Source organism: Bordetella bronchialis (genome assembly GCF_001676705.1).
Lineage (GTDB): Bacteria > Pseudomonadota > Gammaproteobacteria > Burkholderiales > Burkholderiaceae_B > Bordetella_C > Bordetella_C bronchialis.
Map to the genome: position 1 here is coordinate 1,912,561 of NZ_CP016170.1, position 20,864 is coordinate 1,933,424.

The window sequence follows — 20,864 nt, forward strand, 5'->3', positions numbered from 1 at the left end:
GGCCTTCATCGTCTTGCACGGCCGCGGCGAGATCCGGCACCGCGCGGCGACGGACCGCCGCTACGGACCGCCCAGGGGCGCCCGGCTATTCCGCCTTGGCGCCCATCTGCTTGACCAGCGCGCTCCATTTCGCCTGTTCCTTGCGGGTGAACTCGCCGAAGGCTTCGGGGCTGCCGCCCACGGGATCGGCGCCTTCGGCGGTCATCTTGTCCTTCAGGCCGGGCAGCGCGGCGTTCACCGCCTGGTTCAAGGTGGCGACGGCCGCCGGCGGCGTGCCCTTGGGCGCGAACATGCCGAACCAGGAACCGGCCTCGAAGCCGGGGAAGCCGTTTTCCGCGATGGTGGGCACGTCGGGCATGGAGGCCGAGCGGCGGATGCTGCTGACCGCGATCGCGCGCAGCTTGCCGGCCTTGATCTGGCCGATGACCGAAGGAATGGTGGCGAACATGAATTGCACGCGGCCGCTGAGCAGGTCGTTCAGCGCGTCGGCGCCCTTGTAGGGAATGTGGGTGGCCTGCACGCCGACCTTCTGCATGAGCATGTAGCTGGCCAGGTGGGAAGAGGTGCCGATGCCGGTCGAGCTGTAGTTCAGCTTGCCGGAGTGTTTCCTGGCATAGGCGATGAACTCGGCCACGTTATGCACGGGCGCTTCCGGCGGCACCACCAGCACATTGGGCACGTCGGCGAACTGCACCACCGGGACCAAGTCGGTCAGCGGGTCGTAGTCCAGCTTGTTCAGGCTGGAGTTGACCGCGATGGGGCCCACCGAGGCGGCCAGCAGCGTGTAGCCGTCCGGCGCGGCGCGGGCCACGTATTCTGTGCCGATATTGCCGCCCGCGCCCGGACGGTTCTCGATGATGAAGCTCTGCTTGAGCGACTCGGCGATCTTGTTGCCGATCGCGCGCGTCAGGATGTCCGTCGTACCGCCCGCCGTGAATGCCACGACGATCTTCACCGGTCTTTCGGGATAGTCGGCGCGGGCCGCTGCCGGGGCGATGCCGGCGGCAATGGCGAAGGCGGCGAAAGCGCGCGCCAGGGTCTTCATGGACATGGTGCTCCTCCTGTATGTTTTTGTGCACGGACGGCGGCCGGCGCTGGATACACGCGCCCCTCCTGTCGGCCCCGCGGCGGACTTGCCGCGGCGCCGGGACGCGCCCGGCAGTCCCGATCTTCTCACATGCCGCCCGCATCGTATTGTGAGAATCCGAACGGCCAGGCACGGAACGTGCCAGCGGCAACTGCTAAAGTTGGACTTCCCCTTCAGCCGCGGATGGAATCAGTGCATACGAACAGCGACGCCCACCTCTTGGAAAAAACCCTGAAGCAGGAGACCCTGTTCGAAGGCAGTTTCCTGCGCGCCCGGCGCGACACGGTGCAGCTTCCCAATGGCCACCAGGCGACGCGCGAATACATCGTCCACCCCGGTGCCGTCGTCGTCGTGCCACTGCTGGACGACGGCCGCGTATTGCTCGTGCGCCAGTACCGCTATCCCCTGGGCCGGGTCATGACGGAATTTCCCGCCGGCAAGCTGGACCCGGGCGAGGATCCCCTGGTGTGCGGCCAGCGCGAACTGCTCGAAGAAACCGGCTACCGCGGCGGCGAGTGGGCCCTGGCGGGCGCCATGCACGTGGCCATCGCCTATTCGACTGAAATCATCCACATCTACTTCGCCCGCGGCTTGCAGCCCGGTCCGGCGCGGACCGATGCCGACGAATTCGTCGATGTCCATCCCATGGCGGTCGGCGACCTGTTCGCGGCCTGCCGCGAAGGCGCCATCACCGATTCCAAGACGCTCACCTGCGCGCTGTGGCTGCAGAACGCGCTGAGCGGCGCGTGGGAGCTGACATGGAAACCGGCGGACTGAACGACCCCTACGACCTGCAACGCTTCGTCCAGGCGCAGGACCCGGTCTACGACGCGGTGTGCCGCGAACTGGCCGAAGGTCGCAAGCGCAGCCATTGGATGTGGTTCGTGTTTCCCCAGGTGCGGGGATTGGGGCGCAGCGACATGGCGCGGCGCTACGCCATCTCCGGGCTGGACGAGGCGCGCGCCTACCTGCGCCACCCCGTGCTGGGACCGCGGCTGAGACACGCCTGCGAGCTCGTGCAGCGCGCCCCCGGGACCGCGGCGGATATCTTCGGGCCCCTGGACGCAGTGAAGCTGCGCTCGTCCTTGACGCTGTTCACGTGGGCGGCGCCCGGCGAGCCGATCTTCCGTGCCTGCCTGGATCGCTTCTTCGACGGCCAGGCCGATCCGCTGACGCTTTCCCTGCTGTAGCCGCCGCCACCGCCGCCTTGCGGCCGATGTGGCAAACTTGGTCCCCGCCGATTGCCCCCGCGAGGCCGCCCGCCGCCTACGCGCGCATTTCGCCATCCACAAGAACAGAGACGCATGCGCATGAACAAGCTTCGCTCGACCCTACCCTTGCTGATCGCGCTGGCCGCCGGGACGCCGGCATATGGCCAGACGGACCATCCCCCCTTGGCGGCGCCGTCCATGATGCGCGAGCACGCGGCGCGCGAAGCCTTCGTGGAAGACCTGCTGCGGCGCATGACGGTGGACGAAAAAATCGGCCAGCTGCGCCTGGTCAGCGTGCCGGCGGGGGCCAACCCCGACCGGGCCGGCTTCAATGCCGATATCCGGGCGGGCAAGGCGGGCGCCGTCTTCAACACCGTGACGCCCAAGGACATCCGCGTGCTGCAGGACTCGGCCATGCAAAGCCGGCTGAAGATCCCGCTGTTCTTCGCCTACGACGTCATCCACGGGCAACGCACGATCTTCCCGATCGGCCTGGGCCTGGCGTCCACCTGGAACCTGGACGCCATCCGCCTGACCGGCCGCATCTCCGCGAAGGAGGCCAGCGCCGACGGCCTGGACGTGACGTGGTCGCCGATGGTGGACATATCCCGCGATCCCCGCTGGGGCCGTAATTCCGAAGGCTTCGGCGAGGACACCTACCTGACTTCGCGCATCGGCGCGGAGCTGGTCAAGGCCTACCAGGGCGACGATCCCGCGGCGTCCGATAGCATCATGGCCGTGGTCAAGCATTTCGCCGCCTACGGCGCGGTGGAGGGCGGCCGCGACTACAACACCGTCGACATGAGCCCGCAACGCCTGTTCCAGGACTACTTGCCGCCGTACAAGGCGGCCCTGGATGCCGGCGCGGTGGGCGTGATGATCGCCCTGAATTCGCTGAACGGCGTGCCGGCCACCGGCGACAAATGGCTGCTGCAGGACGTGCTGCGCAAGCAATGGGGCTTCAAGGGCATCACCATCAGCGATCATGGTGCCATCATGGAAATGATCAAGCATGGCGTGGCGTCCGACGGCCGCGACGCGGCGCGCCTGGCGATCACCGCCGGCGCGGACATGAGCATGAGCGACACCATGTATGGCGACAACCTGAAGCCGCTGCTGGACAGCGGCCGCGTCAGCATGGCCGACCTGGACCGCGCCGTGCGCGACGTGTTGCGCGTCAAGTACGACCTGGGACTGTTCCGCGACCCTTATCGCCGCATCGGGCCGCCGCAGAACGATCCGCCGGACGTCAATGCCGAGAGCCGCCTGCATCGGGACGCGGCGCGTCAGGTCGCGCGCGAAAGCCTCGTCCTGCTCAAGAACCGGGGCGGCGTGCTGCCGCTGCGCAAGCAGGGCACCATCGCCGTGGTCGGGCCTTTGGCCAAAAGCCAGCGCGACATGATGGGCAACTGGTCGGCGGCCGGCCGGCCCGAACAGACCGTGTCGGTCTACCAGGGCATCTCGCGGGCGGTCGGCGACCGCGCACGGCTGCTGTATGCCAAGGGCGCCAATGTCATCGACGATCCCGAGATCGTGAAGTACCTGAACCTGTACGAACAGGATGTAGAGGTGGACGCGGCCCCGCCCGCGCGCCTGATCGACGACGCCGTGGCGGCGGCGCGGCAGGCCGACGTGGTGGTGGCCGTGGTGGGAGAATCGCAGGGCATGGCGCACGAGGCCTCCAGCCGCAGCGATATCGTGATTCCCGACAGCCAGGCCAGGCTGCTGAAGGCCTTGAAGGCCACCGGCAAGCCGCTGGTCATCGTATTGATGAACGGCCGGCCGCTGGCGCTGACCTGGGAGAACGACAACGCCGATGCGCTGCTGGAAGCCTGGTTCGCCGGCACCGAGGGCGGCAATGCGGTCGCCGACGTGCTGTTCGGCGACTACAACCCGTCCGGCAAACTGCCGATGACCTTTCCCCGTTCGGTGGGACAGATCCCCATCTACTACAACCATCTGAACACCGGGCGGCCCTTCGATCCCGTGCATCCGGACAAGTACACGTCCCGCTATTTCGACGCGGCCAACGGCCCGTTGTTTCCCTTCGGCTATGGCTTGAGCTACACCACGTTCGCGGTGTCGGATGTCGCCCTGTCCCGCCCGCTGATGCCGCGCGGCGGCACCGTACAGGCCAGCGTGACGGTGACCAACACCGGCAGCCGCGAAGGCGCGACGGTGGTGCAGCTGTATATCCAGGACCCGGTGGCCTCCATCAGCCGGCCGGTCAAGGAATTGAAGCACTTCCGGAAAGTGACGCTGAAGCCGGGCGAATCGCGCCAGGTGGCCTTCACCATCGACGAGGACGACCTGAGCTTCTACAACGCCCAACTGCACTATGGCGCCGAACCGGGCTTGTTCAACGTCTATGTGGGCCTGGATTCGCAGGACGTGAAGCAGACCAGCTTTACCTTGGAGCAGGCGGCGGGGCGAGTCAGCGGATCAGGTTCATGAACTCCGCCCGGGTGGCGGCGTTCTCGTGGAATTCGCCCAGCATGACGGAGGTCACCATGGAGGAGTTCTGCTTCTCCACCCCGCGCATCATCATGCACATGTGCTGGGCCTCGATGACCACCGCCACGCCGGCCGCGCCGGTGACCTGCTGAACGGCCTCGGCGATCTGGCGGCTGAGGTTCTCCTGGATCTGCAGGCGGCGCGCGAACATGTCGACGATGCGGGCGACCTTGGAAAGCCCGAGCACCTTGCCGTTGGGCAGATACGCGACGTGCGCCTTGCCGATGAAAGGCAGGATATGGTGCTCGCACAGCGAGTACAGCTCGATGTTCTTGACCAGCACGATTTCCTTGGTATCGGACGAGAACAAGGCACCGTTGACGATCTCGTGCAGATTTTGGTCGTAGCCGCGGCACAGGTATTTCATGGCCTTGGCGGCGCGCAGCGGCGTGTCGCGCAACCCTTCGCGGTTGGGATCCTCGCCGAGCTGCTGCAAGATGGCGGTGTAGTGTTCTTCTAGCGACATGGTGATGGCCTGCGTTGACGTGCTGGGATGATGGACCAGCGGAATCGATACGATACCGCCGTTACGCGCGGCGCGGGGATCCTTCGTCCGGCCCACCTGCCGATGGCCCGCCCGGCGCACCGGGCCGCCGGCCCGGCGGCCGGGCGATCTAGCGGCTTCGTCCGGACGGCGGGCGGGGCGCGGTGCAAGCGGCCGCGCCGGGGACCGTGCTGGCGTCCGCGCCCAGCAGCGCGCGCGCGCCGCATTCCGAGCCGAACATGCCGCGCTGGTCATGGCCGACGCCGGCCACTTCATAGGCGCGATGCACGTTGTGCTTGAGCGCGGGCAGCCAGGCTTCGTAGCGCAGATAGGCGCGGCCGCGCGCCAGCCGTGTCGGTCCCTGCGCCTCCGCGCCGCAGCGCTTGTCCAGCCAACGGTGTTCCGGGTTGTTGTCGGCCCCGCCCAGCAGATAGGTGACGCCACGCTGCGCATAGCGCGCCGCCAGGCGCTTGGAATCCGGCACGCGCACGTCGCGCGGCAGGTGCTCCAGCCCGTAGCGGAAATCGTCGAAGTCCGGGCACAGGCCCGCGTTGTACGGGCCGAAGCCGCCGTCGGCGCGCGGCCGGTCCTTGGTGAAGTACAGGTACGAGGACGGGTTGGCGATGACGTAGCGCAGGTCCACGCCGCGCTTGCGGATGGCTTCGTCCACGTCATTCAGCACGGCGTAGCGTTGCAGCATTTGGGCGCCGGCCGAATGGCCGGCCAGCACGACGTCGCGCAGCGCCGGCAGCTCGCGGCGGTCGGCCAGCCATTCCAGCAGGTCGTCGAGCACGTCGAAGGACCCGATGGGAGCGGGGCGGCCCGGCGCCTTGGCGCTATCGCCGTCGGCGATCCAGCGCTGCCGGTGCCACGCCGGCATGCCTTCGAAGCCGCGGTCTATGGTGTCGGCGAACTTGGGCGCGATGACCAGCGTGCGGTCCATGGCGGCCGGATTCAGCCACAGCAGTCCCGCCGCCGTTTCGTAATAGCGATCGGCGTCCCGCTTGATGCCATGCAGGATGACGATGACGTGTTCGACGCCGGCCAGCTTGTCCGCGCTCAGCACGCGGCTGGCGTAGACCGGAAAGGGATAGCGGTGCGCGGGCGCGCCGAGCCGCACGGTCTGCCAGGGCGGCACGCCGACGCGCGGCGGGCCGTTGTCTTCCTGCGCCTGCGCGCGGGCCAGGATGCATAGGGCCAGCAAAAAGCAAAGAACCAGGCGCATGGGTCCACCGGACTAGGGCGGCGGCGGGCGGCCGCGCGATAGCGCACGATTGTAGGCGGCGCCACGTGGCAATACGCTGAATGGCGGTCATTCCGACGCGGGCCGGCTCCAGTACGCCGGATCCGCGTAGGCCTGCCGCAACAGGTCGATGAAGGCCCGCACGCGTGCCGGTATGTGCTTGCGTTCCGGCAGCATGGCGTAGATCCCGTTGGGCGGCGCGCAGTAGTCGTCCAGGACGGTTATCAGCCGTCCCCGCGCCAGGTCCTGCTGGACTTCCCACATCGAGCGCCAGGCCAGTCCGCAGCCCGCCAGCGTCCATTGGTGCAGGACGCTGCCGTCGCTGCATTCCAGGCGCCCGGCGACGCGATAGGGCTGCACCTGGCCGTTCACGCGGAACAGCCAGCCGCGCGACTGGTTGCCCTGGTTGCCGAAGGACAGGCAGTGATGTCCGGCCAGGTCGGCGGGCGTGCGCGGCGTGCCATGCCGCGCCAGGTAGTCGGGCGAGGCCACCACGACACGGCGGTTATCGGCCAGGCGGATGGCCACCATGCCGGAATCGTCCAGATCGCCGATGCGCACGGCGCAGTCGTAGCGCTCTTCGATCAGGTCGACCAGGCGGTCGCTCAGGTCCAGTGTCACGCCGACGTCCGGATAGCACTCGGCATAGCCGGGCAGCAAGGGCGCGACATGGCGCCGGCCGAAGCCGGCCGGCGCCGTGATGCGCAGCAGGCCGGTCGGCCGGGCGCTGCCCTGGGCGACCAGGCTTTCGGATTCGTTCAGGTCCCGCAGGATGCGCTGGGCGTCTTCCAGCAGGGCGCTGCCCTCGGCCGTTAGGGAAATGCGGCGCGTGGAGCGCACCAGCAGCTTCACGCCCAGGCGCGCTTCCAGGGCATCGATGCGTCGGCCGATCATGGCGGGCGCCACGCCTTCCGCCCGCGCCGCCGCCGACAGGCTGCCCAGGGTGGCCACGTCCACGAAGGTCTGGAGTTGCTTGAAGCGGTCCATTTTTAACCAGGAATAAAAGATGAATCTACTTTTATATACTTTTTAATTCAATATCCGCTTCGTACACTGGCGGACACAGGATTCTTCCGCGGAGACATCTATGAGCCTGACCTTGCCCGCCGGCGTCGCGATCGACGCCCCCATCGAACCCGGCTTCGAGACCGTGCTGACGCACGACGCGCTGGCCCTGGTGGCCGACCTGCACCGCACCTTCGAGTCGCGCCGCCAGCAGCTGCTGGCGGCCCGCGCCGCGCGCGCCAAGCGCCTGGACGCCGGCGAGAAACCGGACTTCCTGCCCGAGACGCGGGCCATCCGCGACGGCGACTGGACCATCGCCCCGATCCCCGAGGACCTGAAGTGCCGCCGCGTGGAAATCACCGGCCCGGTCGAGCGCAAGATGGTGATCAATGCCCTGAATTCCGGCGCCGACAGCTATATGACGGACTTCGAGGATTCCAACACGCCCAACTGGCGCAACCAGATTTCCGGACAGCTCAACCTGATGGAGGCCGTGCGCCGCACGATACGCCTGGAGCAGGGCGGCAAGACCTATGCGCTGAAGGACAAGACCGCGGTTCTGCTGGTACGCCCGCGCGGCTGGCACCTGGACGAAAAGCACGTCACCGTCGACGGCAAGCGGGTGTCCGGCGGGATCTTCGACTTTGCCCTGTATCTCTTCCATAACGCCAAGGAATTGCTGGCGCGCGGCAGCGGGCCGTACTTCTACCTGCCCAAGATGGAAAGCCACCTGGAAGCACGGCTGTGGAACGATATCTTCGTCCGCGCGCAGCAGGCGCTGGGCATCCCGCAGGGCACGATCAAGGCGACCGTCCTTGTGGAAACCATCCTGGCCGCCTTCGAAATGGACGAGATCCTGTACGAACTGCGCGAGCACAGCGCCGGCCTGAACGCCGGCCGCTGGGACTATATCTTCAGCTGCATCAAGAAGTTCAAGGTGGAACGCGACTTCTGCCTGGCCGACCGCGCCAAGGTCACCATGACGGCGCCCTTCATGCGCGCCTACGCGCTGCTGCTGCTGAAGACCTGCCATCGCCGCAACGCGCCGGCCATCGGTGGCATGAGCGCGCTGATTCCCATCAAGAACGATCCCGTCAAGAACGAACAGGCCATGGCCGGCATCCGTTCGGACAAGGCCCGCGACGCCACGGACGGCTATGACGGCGGCTGGGTGGCCCACCCGGGCCTGGTGCCGGTCGCGATGGAGGAGTTCGTCAAGGTGCTGGGCGACGCGCCCAACCAGATCGGCAAGCAGCGCCCGGACGTCGCCGTCACCGCGGCCGACCTGCTGGATTTCCAGCCCGAGGCGCCCATCACCGAGACCGGGCTGCGCATGAACATCAACGTGGGCATCCACTACCTGGGCTCCTGGCTGGACGGCAATGGCTGCGTGCCCATCCACAACCTGATGGAAGACGCCGCCACGGCGGAGATCTCCCGTTCGCAGGTCTGGCAGTGGATACGCTCGCCCAAGGGCGTGCTGGAGGACGGCACCAAGGTGACCGCCGACCTGGTGCGCAAGCTGATTCCCGAAGAGCTGGCCAAGGTGCACGGCGTGGCCGGGCCCAGCAAGGCCTACGACCGCGCCGCGCAGATCTTCGAGCAGATGAGCACGCAGGACGATTTCGCCGAGTTCCTCACGCTGCCGCTGTACGAAGAAGTCTGACCGGCGTACCGGGCCGTGCTCCGGATGCCCGCGGCGGCCCGCCCGCCCGCGGGCATTTTTTCGTCCGCGGCGCGCTACGCGAGGGGGCGGCACAAGGGGGCGCGGGCCGCGCGCCCTCGCACCGCCCGGGCCGCTATGCGGCGCGGCTTTTGCGGTGGGCGATCCAGTCCGTGGCGTCGGTGCGCAGGGCCCGGCCGATGTGCGCCGGATCGATGGGGTAATAGTGGCAGGCCAGTTCGCGGCCGCCCACCTCCAGCCGCACCGTGCAGCGGACGAAGCAGGAGCCGCCCGCGGGGTCGTATTCCTCGATGGCGTCCATCAGCGGCAGCAGCGCCGGGTCGATGCGGTAGACATCGCCCGTCACGGCGGGGCCGTCCGGGTCGGGCAGCAGCCCGGGCCAGTCGCCGAAGTCGTACAGCCAACCGCGCACGCGGGCAGCGCCGGCGTATTCCGGGACCGGCAGGCCGGCCCGCGCCGCGGCGACCGCCAGGTCGTTGATCTCCCCCCGGCGCAGCGTGCCGTAGACGAAAACATGGGTATCCATCGGTTCCGTGTATCGCGTATCGTGGTGTCCGGGCATTGAAATCCCGCCGGGGCGCCCGCATTTGTGGAGCATCGAGCCGGCCGCGGGCCAGGCTCCAACCTTTACCAATCGACCCACATTATGCGATTCGACAAGCTCACCACCAAGTTCCAGCAGGCCTTGGCCGATGCGCAGAGCCTGGCCGCGCGCAACGACCATCCCTACATCGAACCCCTGCACGTTCTTTCCGCCCTGATCGGCGATCCCGAAAGCGGCGCTTCCAGCCTGCTGGCGCGCGCCGGCGTGGCGGTCAACCGGCTGCCCGCCGCCATCGACGCGGCCTTGAAGGGCCTGCCCCAGGTCCAGGGCGAAAGCAACGTACAGGTCGGCCGCGACCTGCAGAACGTGCTGACCCGCACCGACAAGGAAGCCGCGCGCCGCGGGGATACCTATATCGCCAGCGAGCTCTTCCTGCTCGCGCTGGCCGACGACAAGGGCCCCGCCGGCCGCATCCTGCGCGACGCTGGCCTGCAGAAAAAGGCGCTGGAGGCGGCCGTGGATGCGGTGCGCGGCGGCGAAGCCGTGCAGGGCGCCGAAGGCGAATCCAATCGCCAGGCGCTGGCCAAGTACACGCTGGACCTGACCGACCGCGCCCGCCAGGGCAAGCTGGATCCGGTCATCGGCCGCGACGATGAAATCCGCCGCACCATCCAGATCCTGCAGCGCCGCACCAAGAACAACCCCGTGCTGATCGGCGAACCCGGCGTGGGCAAGACCGCCATCGTCGAGGGCCTGGCCCAGCGCATCGTCAACGACGAGGTGCCCGAAACCCTGCGCGGCAAGCGTGTCCTGTCGCTGGACATGGCGGCGCTGCTGGCGGGCGCCAAGTTCCGCGGCGAGTTCGAGGAACGCCTGAAGGCCGTCCTGAAGGAATTGGCGCAGGACGACGGCAGCAGCATCGTCTTCATCGACGAACTGCACACCATGGTGGGCGCCGGCAAGGCCGAGGGCGCCATCGACGCCGGCAATATGCTCAAGCCCGCGCTGGCGCGCGGCGAACTGCACTGCATCGGCGCCACCACGCTGGACGAATACCGCAAGTACATCGAAAAGGACGCCGCGCTGGAGCGCCGTTTCCAGAAGGTGCTGGTCGACGAGCCCGACGTGGAGTCCACCATCGCCATCCTGCGCGGCCTGCAGGAACGCTATGAGCTGCACCATGGGGTGGAGATCACCGATCCCGCCATCGTGGCCGCGGCCGAACTCTCGCATCGCTATATCACCGATCGCTTCCTGCCTGACAAGGCCATCGACCTCATCGACGAGGCGGGGGCGCGCATCCGCATGGAGATCGACTCCAAGCCCGAAGTGATGGACCGCCTGGACCGTCGCATCATCCAGCTGAAGATCGAGCGCGAGGCGGTCAAGAAAGAATCCGACGAGGCCTCCAAGCGCCGCCTGGCGTCCATCGAGGACGAGCTGGAAAAACTCCAGCGCGAATACAACGACTACGAGGAAATCTGGAAGGCGGAAAAGGCCGCCGTCCAGGGCAGCCAGGCGATCAAGGAAGAGATCGAGCAGGTCCGCGCGGAAATGGCCGAGTTGCAGCGCAAGGGCCAGTTCGACAAGCTGGCGGAGCTGCAATACGGCAAGCTGCCGGAACTCGAAGCACGCCTGAAGTCCGCCGAAAGCGGGGCCCAGCAGGCCGGGCAGGGCGAGCGCCCGCGCCTGTTGCGCACCCAGGTCGGCGCGGAGGAAATCGCCGAGGTCGTGTCGCGCGCCACGGGCATCCCGGTATCCAAGATGATGCAGGGCGAGCGCGAGAAGCTGCTGGAAATGGAAGCGTTCCTGCACCGCCGCGTGGTGGGGCAGGACGAGGCCGTGCGCCTGGTTGCCGATGCCATCCGCCGTTCGCGTGCCGGCTTGTCGGATCCCTCCCGGCCGTATGGTTCCTTCCTGTTCCTGGGCCCGACCGGCGTGGGCAAGACCGAGCTGACCCGCGCCCTGGCCGACTTCCTGTTCGATTCGCAGGACCACATGATCCGCATCGACATGAGCGAATTCATGGAGAAGCATTCGGTGGCCCGGCTGATCGGCGCGCCGCCCGGCTATGTGGGCTATGAAGAAGGCGGCTACCTGACCGAAGCCGTGCGCCGCAAGCCGTACAGCGTGATCCTGCTCGACGAAATCGAGAAGGCGCATCCGGACGTGTTCAATGTCCTGCTGCAGGTACTGGACGACGGCCGCCTGACCGATGGACAGGGCCGCACGGTGGACTTCCGCAACACGGTCATCGTCATGACTTCCAACCTGGGATCGCAGCACATCCAGACGATGGCGGGCAAGCCCTACGAAGTCATCAAGGAAGTCGTGTGGGACGAACTGAAGCAGTCGTTCCGGCCGGAGTTCCTGAACCGGATCGACGAGGTCGTCGTCTTCCATGGCCTGGAGTCGCAGCACATCGAGTCGATCGCGCGCATCCAGCTCAAGCGCCTGGCCGAACGGCTGGAAAAGCAGGAAATGCGGCTGGAGGTCAGCGATGCCGCGCTGGCGGAAATCGCCCGCGTCGGCTTCGACCCGGTGTTCGGCGCGCGTCCGCTCAAGCGAGCCATCCAGCAGCAGATCGAGAACCCGGTCGCACGGCTGATCCTGGAAGGCCGCTTCGGTCCGCGCGATGTGGTGCCCGTGGACCTGCGCGACGGCAAGCTGGTGTTCGAGCGGACGCTGCAGTAACGCGGGGCTGTTATTCCGGCGGTGCTTCCGTATCGGGCGGCCCGCCCGATACGGACGCCGGCGGGAGCGGCTCATATAAGGGCGGCGCGTCGCCCACCGGGGCAAGATAGGGAAACTGCCTGTCGAACTCGGTGTAACGGGGGGGCGCCGGCACGATCACTATGCCGGCCTCCATGCCGACGCGCATCGCTTCATCGTAAGAGGGTGACACGGGGGGGGAAAGCGGAGAGGGCGGCGATGCCTCGCCGTAGGGGGTGCTGCTTCGCCATAACCGTTCCCAATGACTAATGGTTCGTATGCGGCCGTCATCCGGCAACGCACCCATTTCGTGCTGTTCCAGGGGTAGACGCGCGAGCGGCGGCCTTCGCGTTTGCGCGGTCCCGCCCGCTATCTCCGGCCTTCCCGGGTTGGCGGATCGCGGCCTTCCCGTGCCTTCCACGGTCAGGCTGGCCATCGTGCTGGCACCGGAGACGGCCGTCAGGCCCATCGTGGCCCAGAACAGCGCGTTGCTAGTGGCGCTCGGGGCGGCGAGACCCGCTGGCGCCCCTATGAATCCGACTACCGCTCCCGTGGCGCCGGTCGCCGTGCTTATGCCGTGCAGTGCGGCCAGGCCTATCGTGCGCCCGGTCCAACCGCCTGCCGCGCGGCTTTCACGGACTACCGACCTGAGCCTGCTTGCGCCCCGAAGGGCGGATACGACGTCCCCGACCGCCATGACCGCGGCGAGTATGGCAACCGCCATCGTCCCGCCGGGATCGGCGTGGTTGACGGGGTCGCCGGCACAGTAGGCGTAAGAGTGGATTCTGCCCGCGCCGAATGGACTCATGCCGTCCGGACTGGTGAAACGCATCAGGGAGGGCAGGTATAAGCGATGCCCGTTGCCCAGCGCATAGCCTGCCGTCACCCGGTCGTCGCGATAGCCGCCGTAGCGCAGGTTCGATTCACCGGTCATGGGCATTCTCCTTCATGGGGGCCGCGGTGTTCGCCATGCGCGCCAGCATGCGGTGTACACGGACGCCGCGCCGGATGACGTCCGCTTCAGTCCAGCCAGGGGTCGGGGTGGCGCCAGGCGTCATAGGCTTGCACGGCCTTGTTGAATAAGGCCCGCCATGGGCCGGCATGCCGCGCTCGCGGATACAACATGGCTGGCATGGACGTGATCCGCGGGGACGGAGCTGCCTCGCGCATAGGCGCCAGGGGATCGCTCGCGTGCGGGTGCGGCACGGAATTCGCGGATAACAGGCCTTCTATCGAAAGCGCGAGTTCCCCGGCGGCTGGCGTGGGTCGCGGGCCGGGCCCGGACGGTGGGCCGGGCGGGGATGCGCTCGCAGGCAGTCCAAGTTGTGCCGCCCGCAGCGGCGGCTCCGCGGCCGGCAGGGGCGGGGGCGGAAAGGACTCCCGCTGCAGCAGCGCCTCGTTGGTGTCGTCGGCCGTTGGAAGCGAGGACGCCGCCTGTGGCGTTCCGGCGCGGCTGCCACGCTGCGACGCGGTCCCGTTGCGGTCGCTGCTTCGCCGGGTCGTACGCCTGGAGCTGTCCAGCGGCGCGGGCGGCGAGGTGTCGCGATGCGTGTTCTCCATGCCGATCGACCGGTCGCCGGTCCCGTGGTCCGTGCGTGTCGAGCTTCTGGATGCGGGGCGCAACGCCTGTTCTTCCAGCAGGCTCGTCGTTTCGCCGGTGTCTTCCATGAGATCCACAAGCTTGATATGTCCGCCGGGATCCGATCCGTCGATTGGATTGCCCCGGCAGTAGGCATAGGCGTTGATTCCGCCAGGGCCGAAGGGGCTCAGGCTGTCCGGGCTGGCGAAACGCATGATGCCCGGCAGGTATAGCCGGTAGCCGTTTCCCAGCGAGTACCCGCCTGCCGTGCCATCGGTGTGGTAGCCGGCATATCGCAGAGACGTTTTATCTGCCATGGAGGTATATCTCGGTCTGATGCCGTGCGGGCGGCGAAGCGGTTGTCCTTGCCGGGCCCCGTGCCCGTTTGCCGGCCTCGGATACGGCTATTGCCGGTTTCCTTGCAGGGTGGGCCATCGCGACAGGGGCGGGTCCGGCGGCTCCATGGGCGAGAACAGGATGTTCGAGACGTCGGTCTCCCAGAGATCCGCCATCCGTTGCCTCAACCGCGAGAGCGGTGCCTGAGTGGGTGCCGCCACGCTCCCGCCACGGGTCGAGTAGGGATTGATCAGTCGCGCCACGGGCGGATTGCCCGTGGCGTCGTCCACGTCACTCGTGGCGTCGTCGATGTCTATCGGGAACTCGCTGTCTGCCGCGACGGTCACTGTCACTTTCCCGACCGGCGCCCGGGGCACCGGGTGATAGGGTGTCGCTTCCACGCTCGGGATATCGAAGCTGCCTGGCGCCTTAGTCGAACCTGGGTCTTCCGGACCGAGCGAAAAGGCGGCGGCCAGTTGCTCCTTTACGGACATGGCGTGCCCGGCCGGTTGCGTAGCGGCGCTGGTGCCACGCCGCGCACGCTGCGTGCCGATCGATGCGCCGTCGGATGCCTGCCCGCCGAATGTGAGATTGTCGGGTTCGATCTCGTTGAAACCGGGCCGGGGGGCAAGTACCGCGGCGGGCGTCTCCATGAGCGGCCGCCCCATTCTGTCCACGGTGGGCTTTTTTTTCGGTTCAAACGCCAGGAAATCTTCTTCAAAAAGATGCCCGCTCGGGTCCGAATAGTTGACGGGGTCGCCGCCACAATACGCGTAGCCATTGATTCCGCCGCGCCCGAACGGGCTCCAGCCGTCGGGCCTCGCGAAGCGCATCAGCCCTGGCAGGTAGGCCCGGTATCCCTTGCCCAGGGCGTAGCCGCCAGTCACGAAGTCGCTTCGGTAGCCGCTGTATCGCAGGGACGATCTGTTCGCCATGGGGGTCCGCTTCGTCACGTAGTTGCTACGTGCGCAGGATAGCCGCTCGCCTGGCGGGCAGACCCCCGGTCGGCATAACACTTTGTGTTGCGATGTTAGCCGGGCGCGCGCATCGCGATGGCCGCCCTCCCGGCGCGTCTCACACCAGCGTCGGCTGGCTGTAGCCCGATCCCTGGTCGCCAGCCGGGTTCGGCCGTTCGTCCGCGTATTGCGGCATGTCTGCCGGCTCTTGGCGAAACGCCTTCACGCCGCCCTGCCATATCGAGGTCGCAGCCGTTGGCGGATACGCCTCGAAAACCCCGCCGTGAGGCAGCGAGTAGGACGGGGTGGCGGAATGGGTGTCGATGTGACCCCAGGCGAGCCTGGACGTCGGTCGAGCGTCTGGGCCGGCATCGATACGCGGCGCCATGCCTCCCATGGACGACGCGGTCGCGAACATGACGCCGAGCGGCTTGGCGTCCGCGGGCTGCAAGGCAAGATCGGTCGGACCGGGGCGGCTGTTCGCCCGGCGCACGACGGGGCGAAGCGCAATCATCCGTTCGCCTGCTTCGTCGGGGATATAGGCGTGAGCCTCCTTGCGTTCGACGAGCAACAAATGCTTCAGTCGCATTTTCACGGGCTGGTCTTTGGCCGAGAGGTCCAGCGATTGCATGTTCCCCGTTTCGGCATCGCCGGAGACTGCCGCGGCCGGACGTTGATGTCCGCTCGCTTCTTCAGCCCAGGTTTCGCTCAGCCAGATCCGGTCTTCTTCGGCCAGGGCCTCCAGCGCTTCGGTGATATGCCCGCTGGGGTCGGAACGATCGACGGGGTCGCCATGGCAGTAGGCATAGGCGTTGATGCCGCCGAGCTGGAACGGGCTGTCGCTGTCCGGTTCGGCAAAACGCATCAGGGCCGGCAGGTAGATGCGGTATCCGTTGCCCAGGGCGTAGCCGCCGGTCAAGGGATCGTGCCGGTAGCCGCTGTATCGCAGGGACGGGCTGTGTGCCATGGGTATCCGCTTTCCGGAGTCGCTACTGCGCGGAGGATAGCCGCGCGCGGCAGCCCGGTGGGCGGGCCCGGCATAACATTTTGTGTTGCCATGTCAGGCAGGCCTGGCGTCCCATGTCCCGCATCTCTAGATCGGTCCTTGTTCCCGGCCATCCTGGCTGTCCAGGGCAAGGGTCGCGAGCGAAGGCGGCCTGGTGGTATAGGCGGGCGGCGGGCCTGCCCGCCATGGCGTGGCGGCGGTGCGGGTCGGCGGCGTGGGCGGTGGCGAGATGTAAGGGCGATGGGTCACGCCATTGGGTGTCTCCGCATAGGCCGGGGGCGCGATGGCAGGGATATCGGGCGTCGGGCCGGCGCCCCGGGGATGCGATAGCGTCCGCATGGGAATGGCATCCTGGTATCCGGGTGGGCGGGATCGCCGCATCTGGTCCAGGAGCGTATTCCGTTCGAGCGTTACCCGCGCCAGCTCTTGGCGGTGCTCTTCGGCGAAATTCCGGTTTAGCGCTTCATCGCTTTGCGGCAGCTCGATGGGGTCGATGCGGCCCACCGAACGTGCCATGCGCGCCGCCGCCATGAAGCTGGCCGCGCCGGCCACTGTCAGCCCGATGGTGGTCCAGAGCAGGATGGATTGGATCCTGGTCTGTCCGGTGGGCTCGCCTTGCCCGTTCGTGGACGTGAATCCCAGGATGCTGCCCGCCAGGCCCGCCACCGCCCCCGCGCCGCCCGACACGCCGGACACAAGATGGGCAGTCCGCAAGGCCACGGCGCGCGCGGTCCATCCCTCTACGCGGGCCAGGTCGCCGCCTATCCTGCTGGCGTTCCGGTACGCGCTTGCCGTGGTGGCCATGTCGACCAGCGTCATTACCATGCTGGCGAATGTCAGGATGGGATACTTTCCCTCCGGATCCGTATGATTGACGGGATCGCCCGCGCAGTAGGCATAGGCGTGGACGCCGCCGGCACCGAACGGGCTCAGGTCATCGGGGCGGTTGAATCGCATCAAGGAGGGCAAGTACAGGCGATAGCCGTTGCCCGGTGGGTAGCCCGCGGACGCAAGGTCCCGGTATTGACCCGCATAGGCGATGGCATTGTGCTGCGTCGGGCGGGCGTTCATTCGACTACAACGGTGTCGACATGTCCGCGGTTGGCGCGGGGTCGTCCGGTGGAGGCGAGGGGGATAGCGGGTCTTGTACCGAGTAGGGCGGGGGAGCGCCAGGGGACGCCGGCCGAGGGGCGTCTTGCGGGTAGGCGGGCGGTCGATCGTAGCTTTCGCCGCCACGCATGATGTCGTCGTAAACGGGAACCGGCCATCTGTGCCTCTCCATTGCCACCGCCATCGCGCCCGGGTCCAAGGTGGTGACGACGCTCGGGCGTCGCGGGCGGCTGGCATGAACCTCATCCGAGGGGTAGGGCATCTCGGCCATTTGCACCGGCCGGACTTCGGCCGCGGCGTGCGGCATCGCCTTGCCCATGATATGTGCCGCCCCGCCGGCGACGCCGCCAACGGCGCTCAGGGCGACGGTGAGCCACAGCAGATCCCGCGCGTCGCCCGATAGCCAGCCGCCCGAGCCGTTGCGCCCGTCGGGCGCGGAGAATCCCATCACCGCGGTAATGACGCCCACGAGAGCTCCGGATGTCGTCGACACGACCGACGTGGCATGCAGCGCCGCGAGCGCTCGTGCGCGGCGTTGGCCCATTCCCGTCAGCCCCCGCGCCTCGTCGAACAGGTTGACCGCTTTTCTGGCTGACCGCATCACCGAGGCAACGTCGAGCGAGGCGATGATCAAGGCTGCCACGGCGACGACGGGGAAGGCGCCGCGCGGGTCCGTATGGTCGATGGGGTCGCCCGCGCAATAAGCGTAGGGATGGAGGCCGCCGGCGCCGAAGGGGCTCAGCGGGTCTGGGCGGCTGAATCGCATCAGCCCGGGCAGATACATGCGATGGCCGTGCCCCAGGGGGTAGCCGCCGCTCAGGGGATCGTGCCGGTAGCTGCCGTATCGCAGGCACGATAAGGGTGCCATGAATCTTCGCCTTCCCGTAGTCGCTATATTGCGCAGGATAGCCGTGCGAAGACCGCCGCGCGCCGCGGCCCGCATAACTCTTTGTGATGCGATGTTAGCCGGCCCGCGCGCCTGGCCGCGCGCGGGAGGTCAGATGACCAGCTCGATCAGGAAAGGCCCCTTGCGCCGGTTGGCGGTGGCGAAGAGATCGGCGAACTTGTCCATGGTGTCGGCCTGCGCGGCTTCCACGCCCATGCCGTTGGCGATCTTCACCCATTCCAGATCGGGACGGGTCAGGTCCAGCATATCCATGGCCGTCTTGCCGGCGGCCGCACCGACCCCTTGCAGCTCGCCCAGCAGGATGGCGTACTTCCTGTTGGCCAGGATGACCGTGGTCACGTCCAGCTGTTCGCGGGCCTGGGTCCATAGCGCCTGGACGGTGTACATCGCCGAACCGTCCGCCTGCAGCGAGACGATGCGTCGGCCCGGCGCGCCCAGGGCCGCGCCCGTGGCCAGGGGCAGGCCGTTGCCGATGGCGCCGCCGGTTATCTGCAGCCAGTCGTGCGGCACGGTGTTCGCCGTGCCGGGGTAGAAGGCGCGGCCGAAGCTTACGCCTTCGTCGACGATGACCGCGTTCGCGGGCAGCAGCGCGGCCACGGTCTGGGCCACGGCTTCGGAGGTGACGGCGCCGCGCGCGGGCTCCAGCGCGATACGCTCGGTGACCGGCGCGGGGACACGCGCATCCAGGGCATCGGCCAGCCGGGACAGGGCGTCCAGGGCGTCCTGGTCCTCGCGCGCCAGGACGTGCACCACGCAGTCTTCCGGGTACATTACGGCGGGCTTGTCGGGATAGGCGAAGAACGCCACCGGCGCCTTGGCGCCCACCAGGATCAGGTGCTTGACGCCCTTGAGCGCGGCGACGGCGGGTTCCACTGCATACGGCAGGCGCGCGACCGGATAGCGGCCGGCGCCCCGTTCGACACGGCGATTGGACGTGGGCGCCATGACGCGCGCACCGGTTTTATGCGCGATGCGTCCGGCCGCGGCCAGCGGCGCTTCGCGCAGCGCCGCATTGCCCACGAACAGCACGGCCGGTTCGCCCGCGCGCAGCACGCGCGCGATCGCCGCGACGGCGCCTTCGTCGACGCACGCAGCGGGCGGGGGCGCCAGCGGTTCGGCGACGACGCCGCCGGCATTCCAGCAGGTGTCCGAAGGCGCGATCAGCGTGGCGATCTGGCCCGGTGCCGTGCGCGCCGCCTGCACGGCGGCCGCGGCGTCGCGGCCTATGGTGGCGGCATCGGTGGCGGTGCGCGTCCACGCGGAAACAGGGCGTGCCCAACCTTCCGTGTCCGCCGTCAACGGCGCGTCCAGCGGGCGATGATGCGTGGCCTGGTCGCCGACGATGTTGACGATGGGGGAATTCGCGCGGCGCGCATTGTGCAGGTTCGCCAGCCCGTTGGCCAGCCCCGGTCCGCAATGCAGCAGCGTGGCGGCCGGCTTGTCGGCCATGCGGGCATAGCCGTCCGCCGCGCCGGTGACGACGCCTTCGGCCAGCGCCAGTACGCAGTGCATGCCGGGAATGCGGTCCAGCGCGGAGACGAAGTGCATCTCGCTGGTGCCAGGGTTGGCGAAGCAGGTATCGATGCCGCTTTTCAGCAGCGTATGGACCAGACTTTCGGCGCCGTTCATAGTGTCCTCAAGGTTGCGGGCGGGGTCGAGGACAAAGTGTACGCCGCACGGCGCGCCGCGAATGTCTCCAGGGTGCCGGCCTGTCCGGTCCCCATGCCGGGGCCGTTGCCCGTGGCGATGGGAATCAGGGCGTATCCGGCGTGGCGGCGGTCGCCGGCGTATCGTCCGCCAGCAGCGTTTCCTGCCTGACGGGGCCATCCTTGCCGTAGAACTTCACGCCGATGTAGATGCGTTCGCGGCCCTGGGCGCGCCGATGGCGGTTGGTGTCGCGCAGGGAATACACGCAGCCGCAGTATTCCTGCTGGTAGAAGTTTTCGCGCTTGCTGATTTCTATCATGCGCTGCGAACCGCCGCCCTTGCGCCAGTTGTAGGTCCAGTAGACCAGCTCGGGATAACGCGCCGCGGCCCGTTCGCCGCAGCCGTTGATCTGGTTCATGTCCTTCCAGCGCGAGATGCCCAGCGAACTGGTGATCGTGTCGAAGCCGTGCTCGTGGGCGTACAGCGCCGTGCGCTCGAAACGCATGTCGAAGCAGGCCGTGCAGCGGATGCCGCGCTCGGGCTCGTTTTCCATGCCCTTGACGCGCTCGAACCAGTTGTCCATGTCGTAGTCGGCGTCGATGAACTCGATGCCATGCCTTTCCGCGAAGCGGATGTTTTCCTGCTTGCGGATTTCGTACTCTTTGACCGGATGGATGTTCGGGTTGTAGAAGTAGATCGCGTAATCGATGCCCGAGGCGTGCATGGCTTCCATGACTTCGCCGGAACAGGGCGCGCAACAGGAGTGCAGCAGCACCTTGCGGCGGCCTTCGGGCAATTGCAGGACGGGGCGGACGAGTTCGGACATGGCTCGATTATAG

At 67.6% G+C, this 20,864-nt stretch carries 18 protein-coding genes; 5 read left to right on the forward strand and 13 right to left on the reverse strand.

The window, feature by feature from the left end; translation table 11 throughout:
- Nucleotides 1-85: 85 nt before the first annotated feature.
- On the reverse strand, nucleotides 86-1,045 hold the full coding sequence (locus BAU06_RS08530; protein WP_066358488.1) for a Bug family tripartite tricarboxylate transporter substrate binding protein: 960 nt from the start codon (nucleotides 1,043-1,045) through the stop codon (nucleotides 86-88).
- 225 nt (nucleotides 1,046-1,270) lie between these two features.
- Between BAU06_RS08530 and BAU06_RS08535 the strand changes: the two genes are divergently transcribed.
- From BAU06_RS08535 to bglX, 3 genes are all read left to right on the forward strand, one after another.
- Entirely contained in the window at nucleotides 1,271-1,864 is a 594-nt protein-coding gene (locus tag BAU06_RS08535) for an NUDIX domain-containing protein (protein ID WP_066347025.1), read from the forward strand.
- A complete protein-coding gene (locus tag BAU06_RS08540) occupies nucleotides 1,861-2,277 on the forward strand; it encodes a DUF1810 domain-containing protein (RefSeq protein ID WP_066358492.1) in 417 nt (138 codons plus the stop codon). Before BAU06_RS08535 ends, BAU06_RS08540 begins: the two co-directional genes overlap by 4 nt.
- 120 nt (nucleotides 2,278-2,397) lie before the next feature.
- Complete coding sequence (gene bglX / locus BAU06_RS08545; RefSeq protein ID WP_082993847.1) at nucleotides 2,398-4,752, forward strand: beta-glucosidase BglX; 2,355 nt, start codon at nucleotides 2,398-2,400, stop codon at nucleotides 4,750-4,752.
- On the opposite strand, the gene folE is transcribed toward bglX, so the two are convergent.
- From folE to BAU06_RS08560, 3 genes are all read right to left on the reverse strand, one after another.
- Nucleotides 4,733-5,278 (reverse strand): GTP cyclohydrolase I FolE, encoded by a 546-nt coding sequence (gene folE, locus BAU06_RS08550; protein ID WP_066358496.1) that lies wholly within the window; start codon nucleotides 5,276-5,278, stop codon nucleotides 4,733-4,735. The two genes, bglX and folE, sit on opposite strands and share 20 nt — an antisense overlap.
- 148 nt (nucleotides 5,279-5,426) lie before the next feature.
- Nucleotides 5,427-6,521, reverse strand: coding sequence for an alpha/beta hydrolase (locus BAU06_RS08555; protein WP_066347029.1), 1,095 nt, complete (start codon nucleotides 6,519-6,521; stop codon nucleotides 5,427-5,429).
- Between the two features lie 87 nt (nucleotides 6,522-6,608).
- Entirely contained in the window at nucleotides 6,609-7,526 is a 918-nt protein-coding gene (locus BAU06_RS08560; RefSeq protein ID WP_066347035.1) for a LysR family transcriptional regulator, read from the reverse strand.
- 100 nt (nucleotides 7,527-7,626) lie between these two features.
- Between BAU06_RS08560 and aceB the strand changes: the two genes are divergently transcribed.
- Complete coding sequence (aceB, locus tag BAU06_RS08565; protein WP_066347037.1) at nucleotides 7,627-9,210, forward strand: malate synthase A; 1,584 nt, start codon at nucleotides 7,627-7,629, stop codon at nucleotides 9,208-9,210.
- Between the two features lie 133 nt (nucleotides 9,211-9,343).
- On the opposite strand, the gene BAU06_RS08570 is transcribed toward aceB, so the two are convergent.
- Nucleotides 9,344-9,754 (reverse strand): gamma-glutamylcyclotransferase family protein, encoded by a 411-nt coding sequence (locus BAU06_RS08570; RefSeq protein WP_066347039.1) that lies wholly within the window; start codon nucleotides 9,752-9,754, stop codon nucleotides 9,344-9,346.
- 120 nt (nucleotides 9,755-9,874) lie between these two features.
- Between BAU06_RS08570 and clpB the strand changes: the two genes are divergently transcribed.
- The gene (gene clpB / locus BAU06_RS08575) at nucleotides 9,875-12,466 is read left to right on the forward strand and encodes an ATP-dependent chaperone ClpB (protein ID WP_066347042.1); all 2,592 of its coding nucleotides are present in this window, start codon (nucleotides 9,875-9,877) and stop codon (nucleotides 12,464-12,466) included.
- 10 nt (nucleotides 12,467-12,476) lie between these two features.
- Here clpB and BAU06_RS08580 read toward each other — a convergent pair whose 3' ends face one another.
- The 8 genes from BAU06_RS08580 to BAU06_RS08615 all read right to left on the reverse strand — a co-directional run bounded on the left by BAU06_RS08580 (nucleotide 12,477) and on the right by BAU06_RS08615 (nucleotide 20,851).
- On the reverse strand, nucleotides 12,477-13,418 hold the full coding sequence (locus BAU06_RS08580) for an RHS repeat-associated core domain-containing protein (protein WP_066347043.1): 942 nt from the start codon (nucleotides 13,416-13,418) through the stop codon (nucleotides 12,477-12,479).
- Nucleotides 13,419-13,504: 86 nt separating this feature from the next.
- Nucleotides 13,505-14,380 carry an RHS repeat-associated core domain-containing protein gene (locus BAU06_RS26850; protein ID WP_066347046.1) on the reverse strand — a complete coding sequence of 292 codons (876 nt, stop codon included), beginning with the start codon at nucleotides 14,378-14,380 and terminating at the stop codon, nucleotides 13,505-13,507.
- An 87-nt stretch (nucleotides 14,381-14,467) separates the two neighbouring features.
- Entirely contained in the window at nucleotides 14,468-15,334 is an 867-nt protein-coding gene (locus BAU06_RS08590; protein ID WP_082993849.1) for an RHS repeat-associated core domain-containing protein, read from the reverse strand.
- A 139-nt stretch (nucleotides 15,335-15,473) separates the two neighbouring features.
- Nucleotides 15,474-16,322: an RHS repeat-associated core domain-containing protein gene (locus tag BAU06_RS08595; RefSeq protein WP_066347054.1), complete on the reverse strand. Its 849-nt coding sequence runs from the start codon at nucleotides 16,320-16,322 to the stop codon at nucleotides 15,474-15,476.
- A gap of 126 nt (nucleotides 16,323-16,448) precedes the next feature.
- On the reverse strand, nucleotides 16,449-17,432 hold the full coding sequence (locus tag BAU06_RS26855) for an RHS repeat-associated core domain-containing protein (protein ID WP_066347055.1): 984 nt from the start codon (nucleotides 17,430-17,432) through the stop codon (nucleotides 16,449-16,451).
- 4 nt (nucleotides 17,433-17,436) lie between these two features.
- A complete protein-coding gene (locus tag BAU06_RS08605) occupies nucleotides 17,437-18,339 on the reverse strand; it encodes an RHS repeat-associated core domain-containing protein (RefSeq protein ID WP_066347057.1) in 903 nt (300 codons plus the stop codon).
- Nucleotides 18,340-18,468: 129 nt separating this feature from the next.
- Complete coding sequence (locus BAU06_RS08610) at nucleotides 18,469-20,007, reverse strand: acetolactate synthase large subunit (protein WP_066347061.1); 1,539 nt, start codon at nucleotides 20,005-20,007, stop codon at nucleotides 18,469-18,471.
- A gap of 124 nt (nucleotides 20,008-20,131) precedes the next feature.
- Entirely contained in the window at nucleotides 20,132-20,851 is a 720-nt protein-coding gene (locus BAU06_RS08615) for an epoxyqueuosine reductase QueH (RefSeq protein WP_066347077.1), read from the reverse strand.
- Nucleotides 20,852-20,864: the final 13 nt, after the last annotated feature.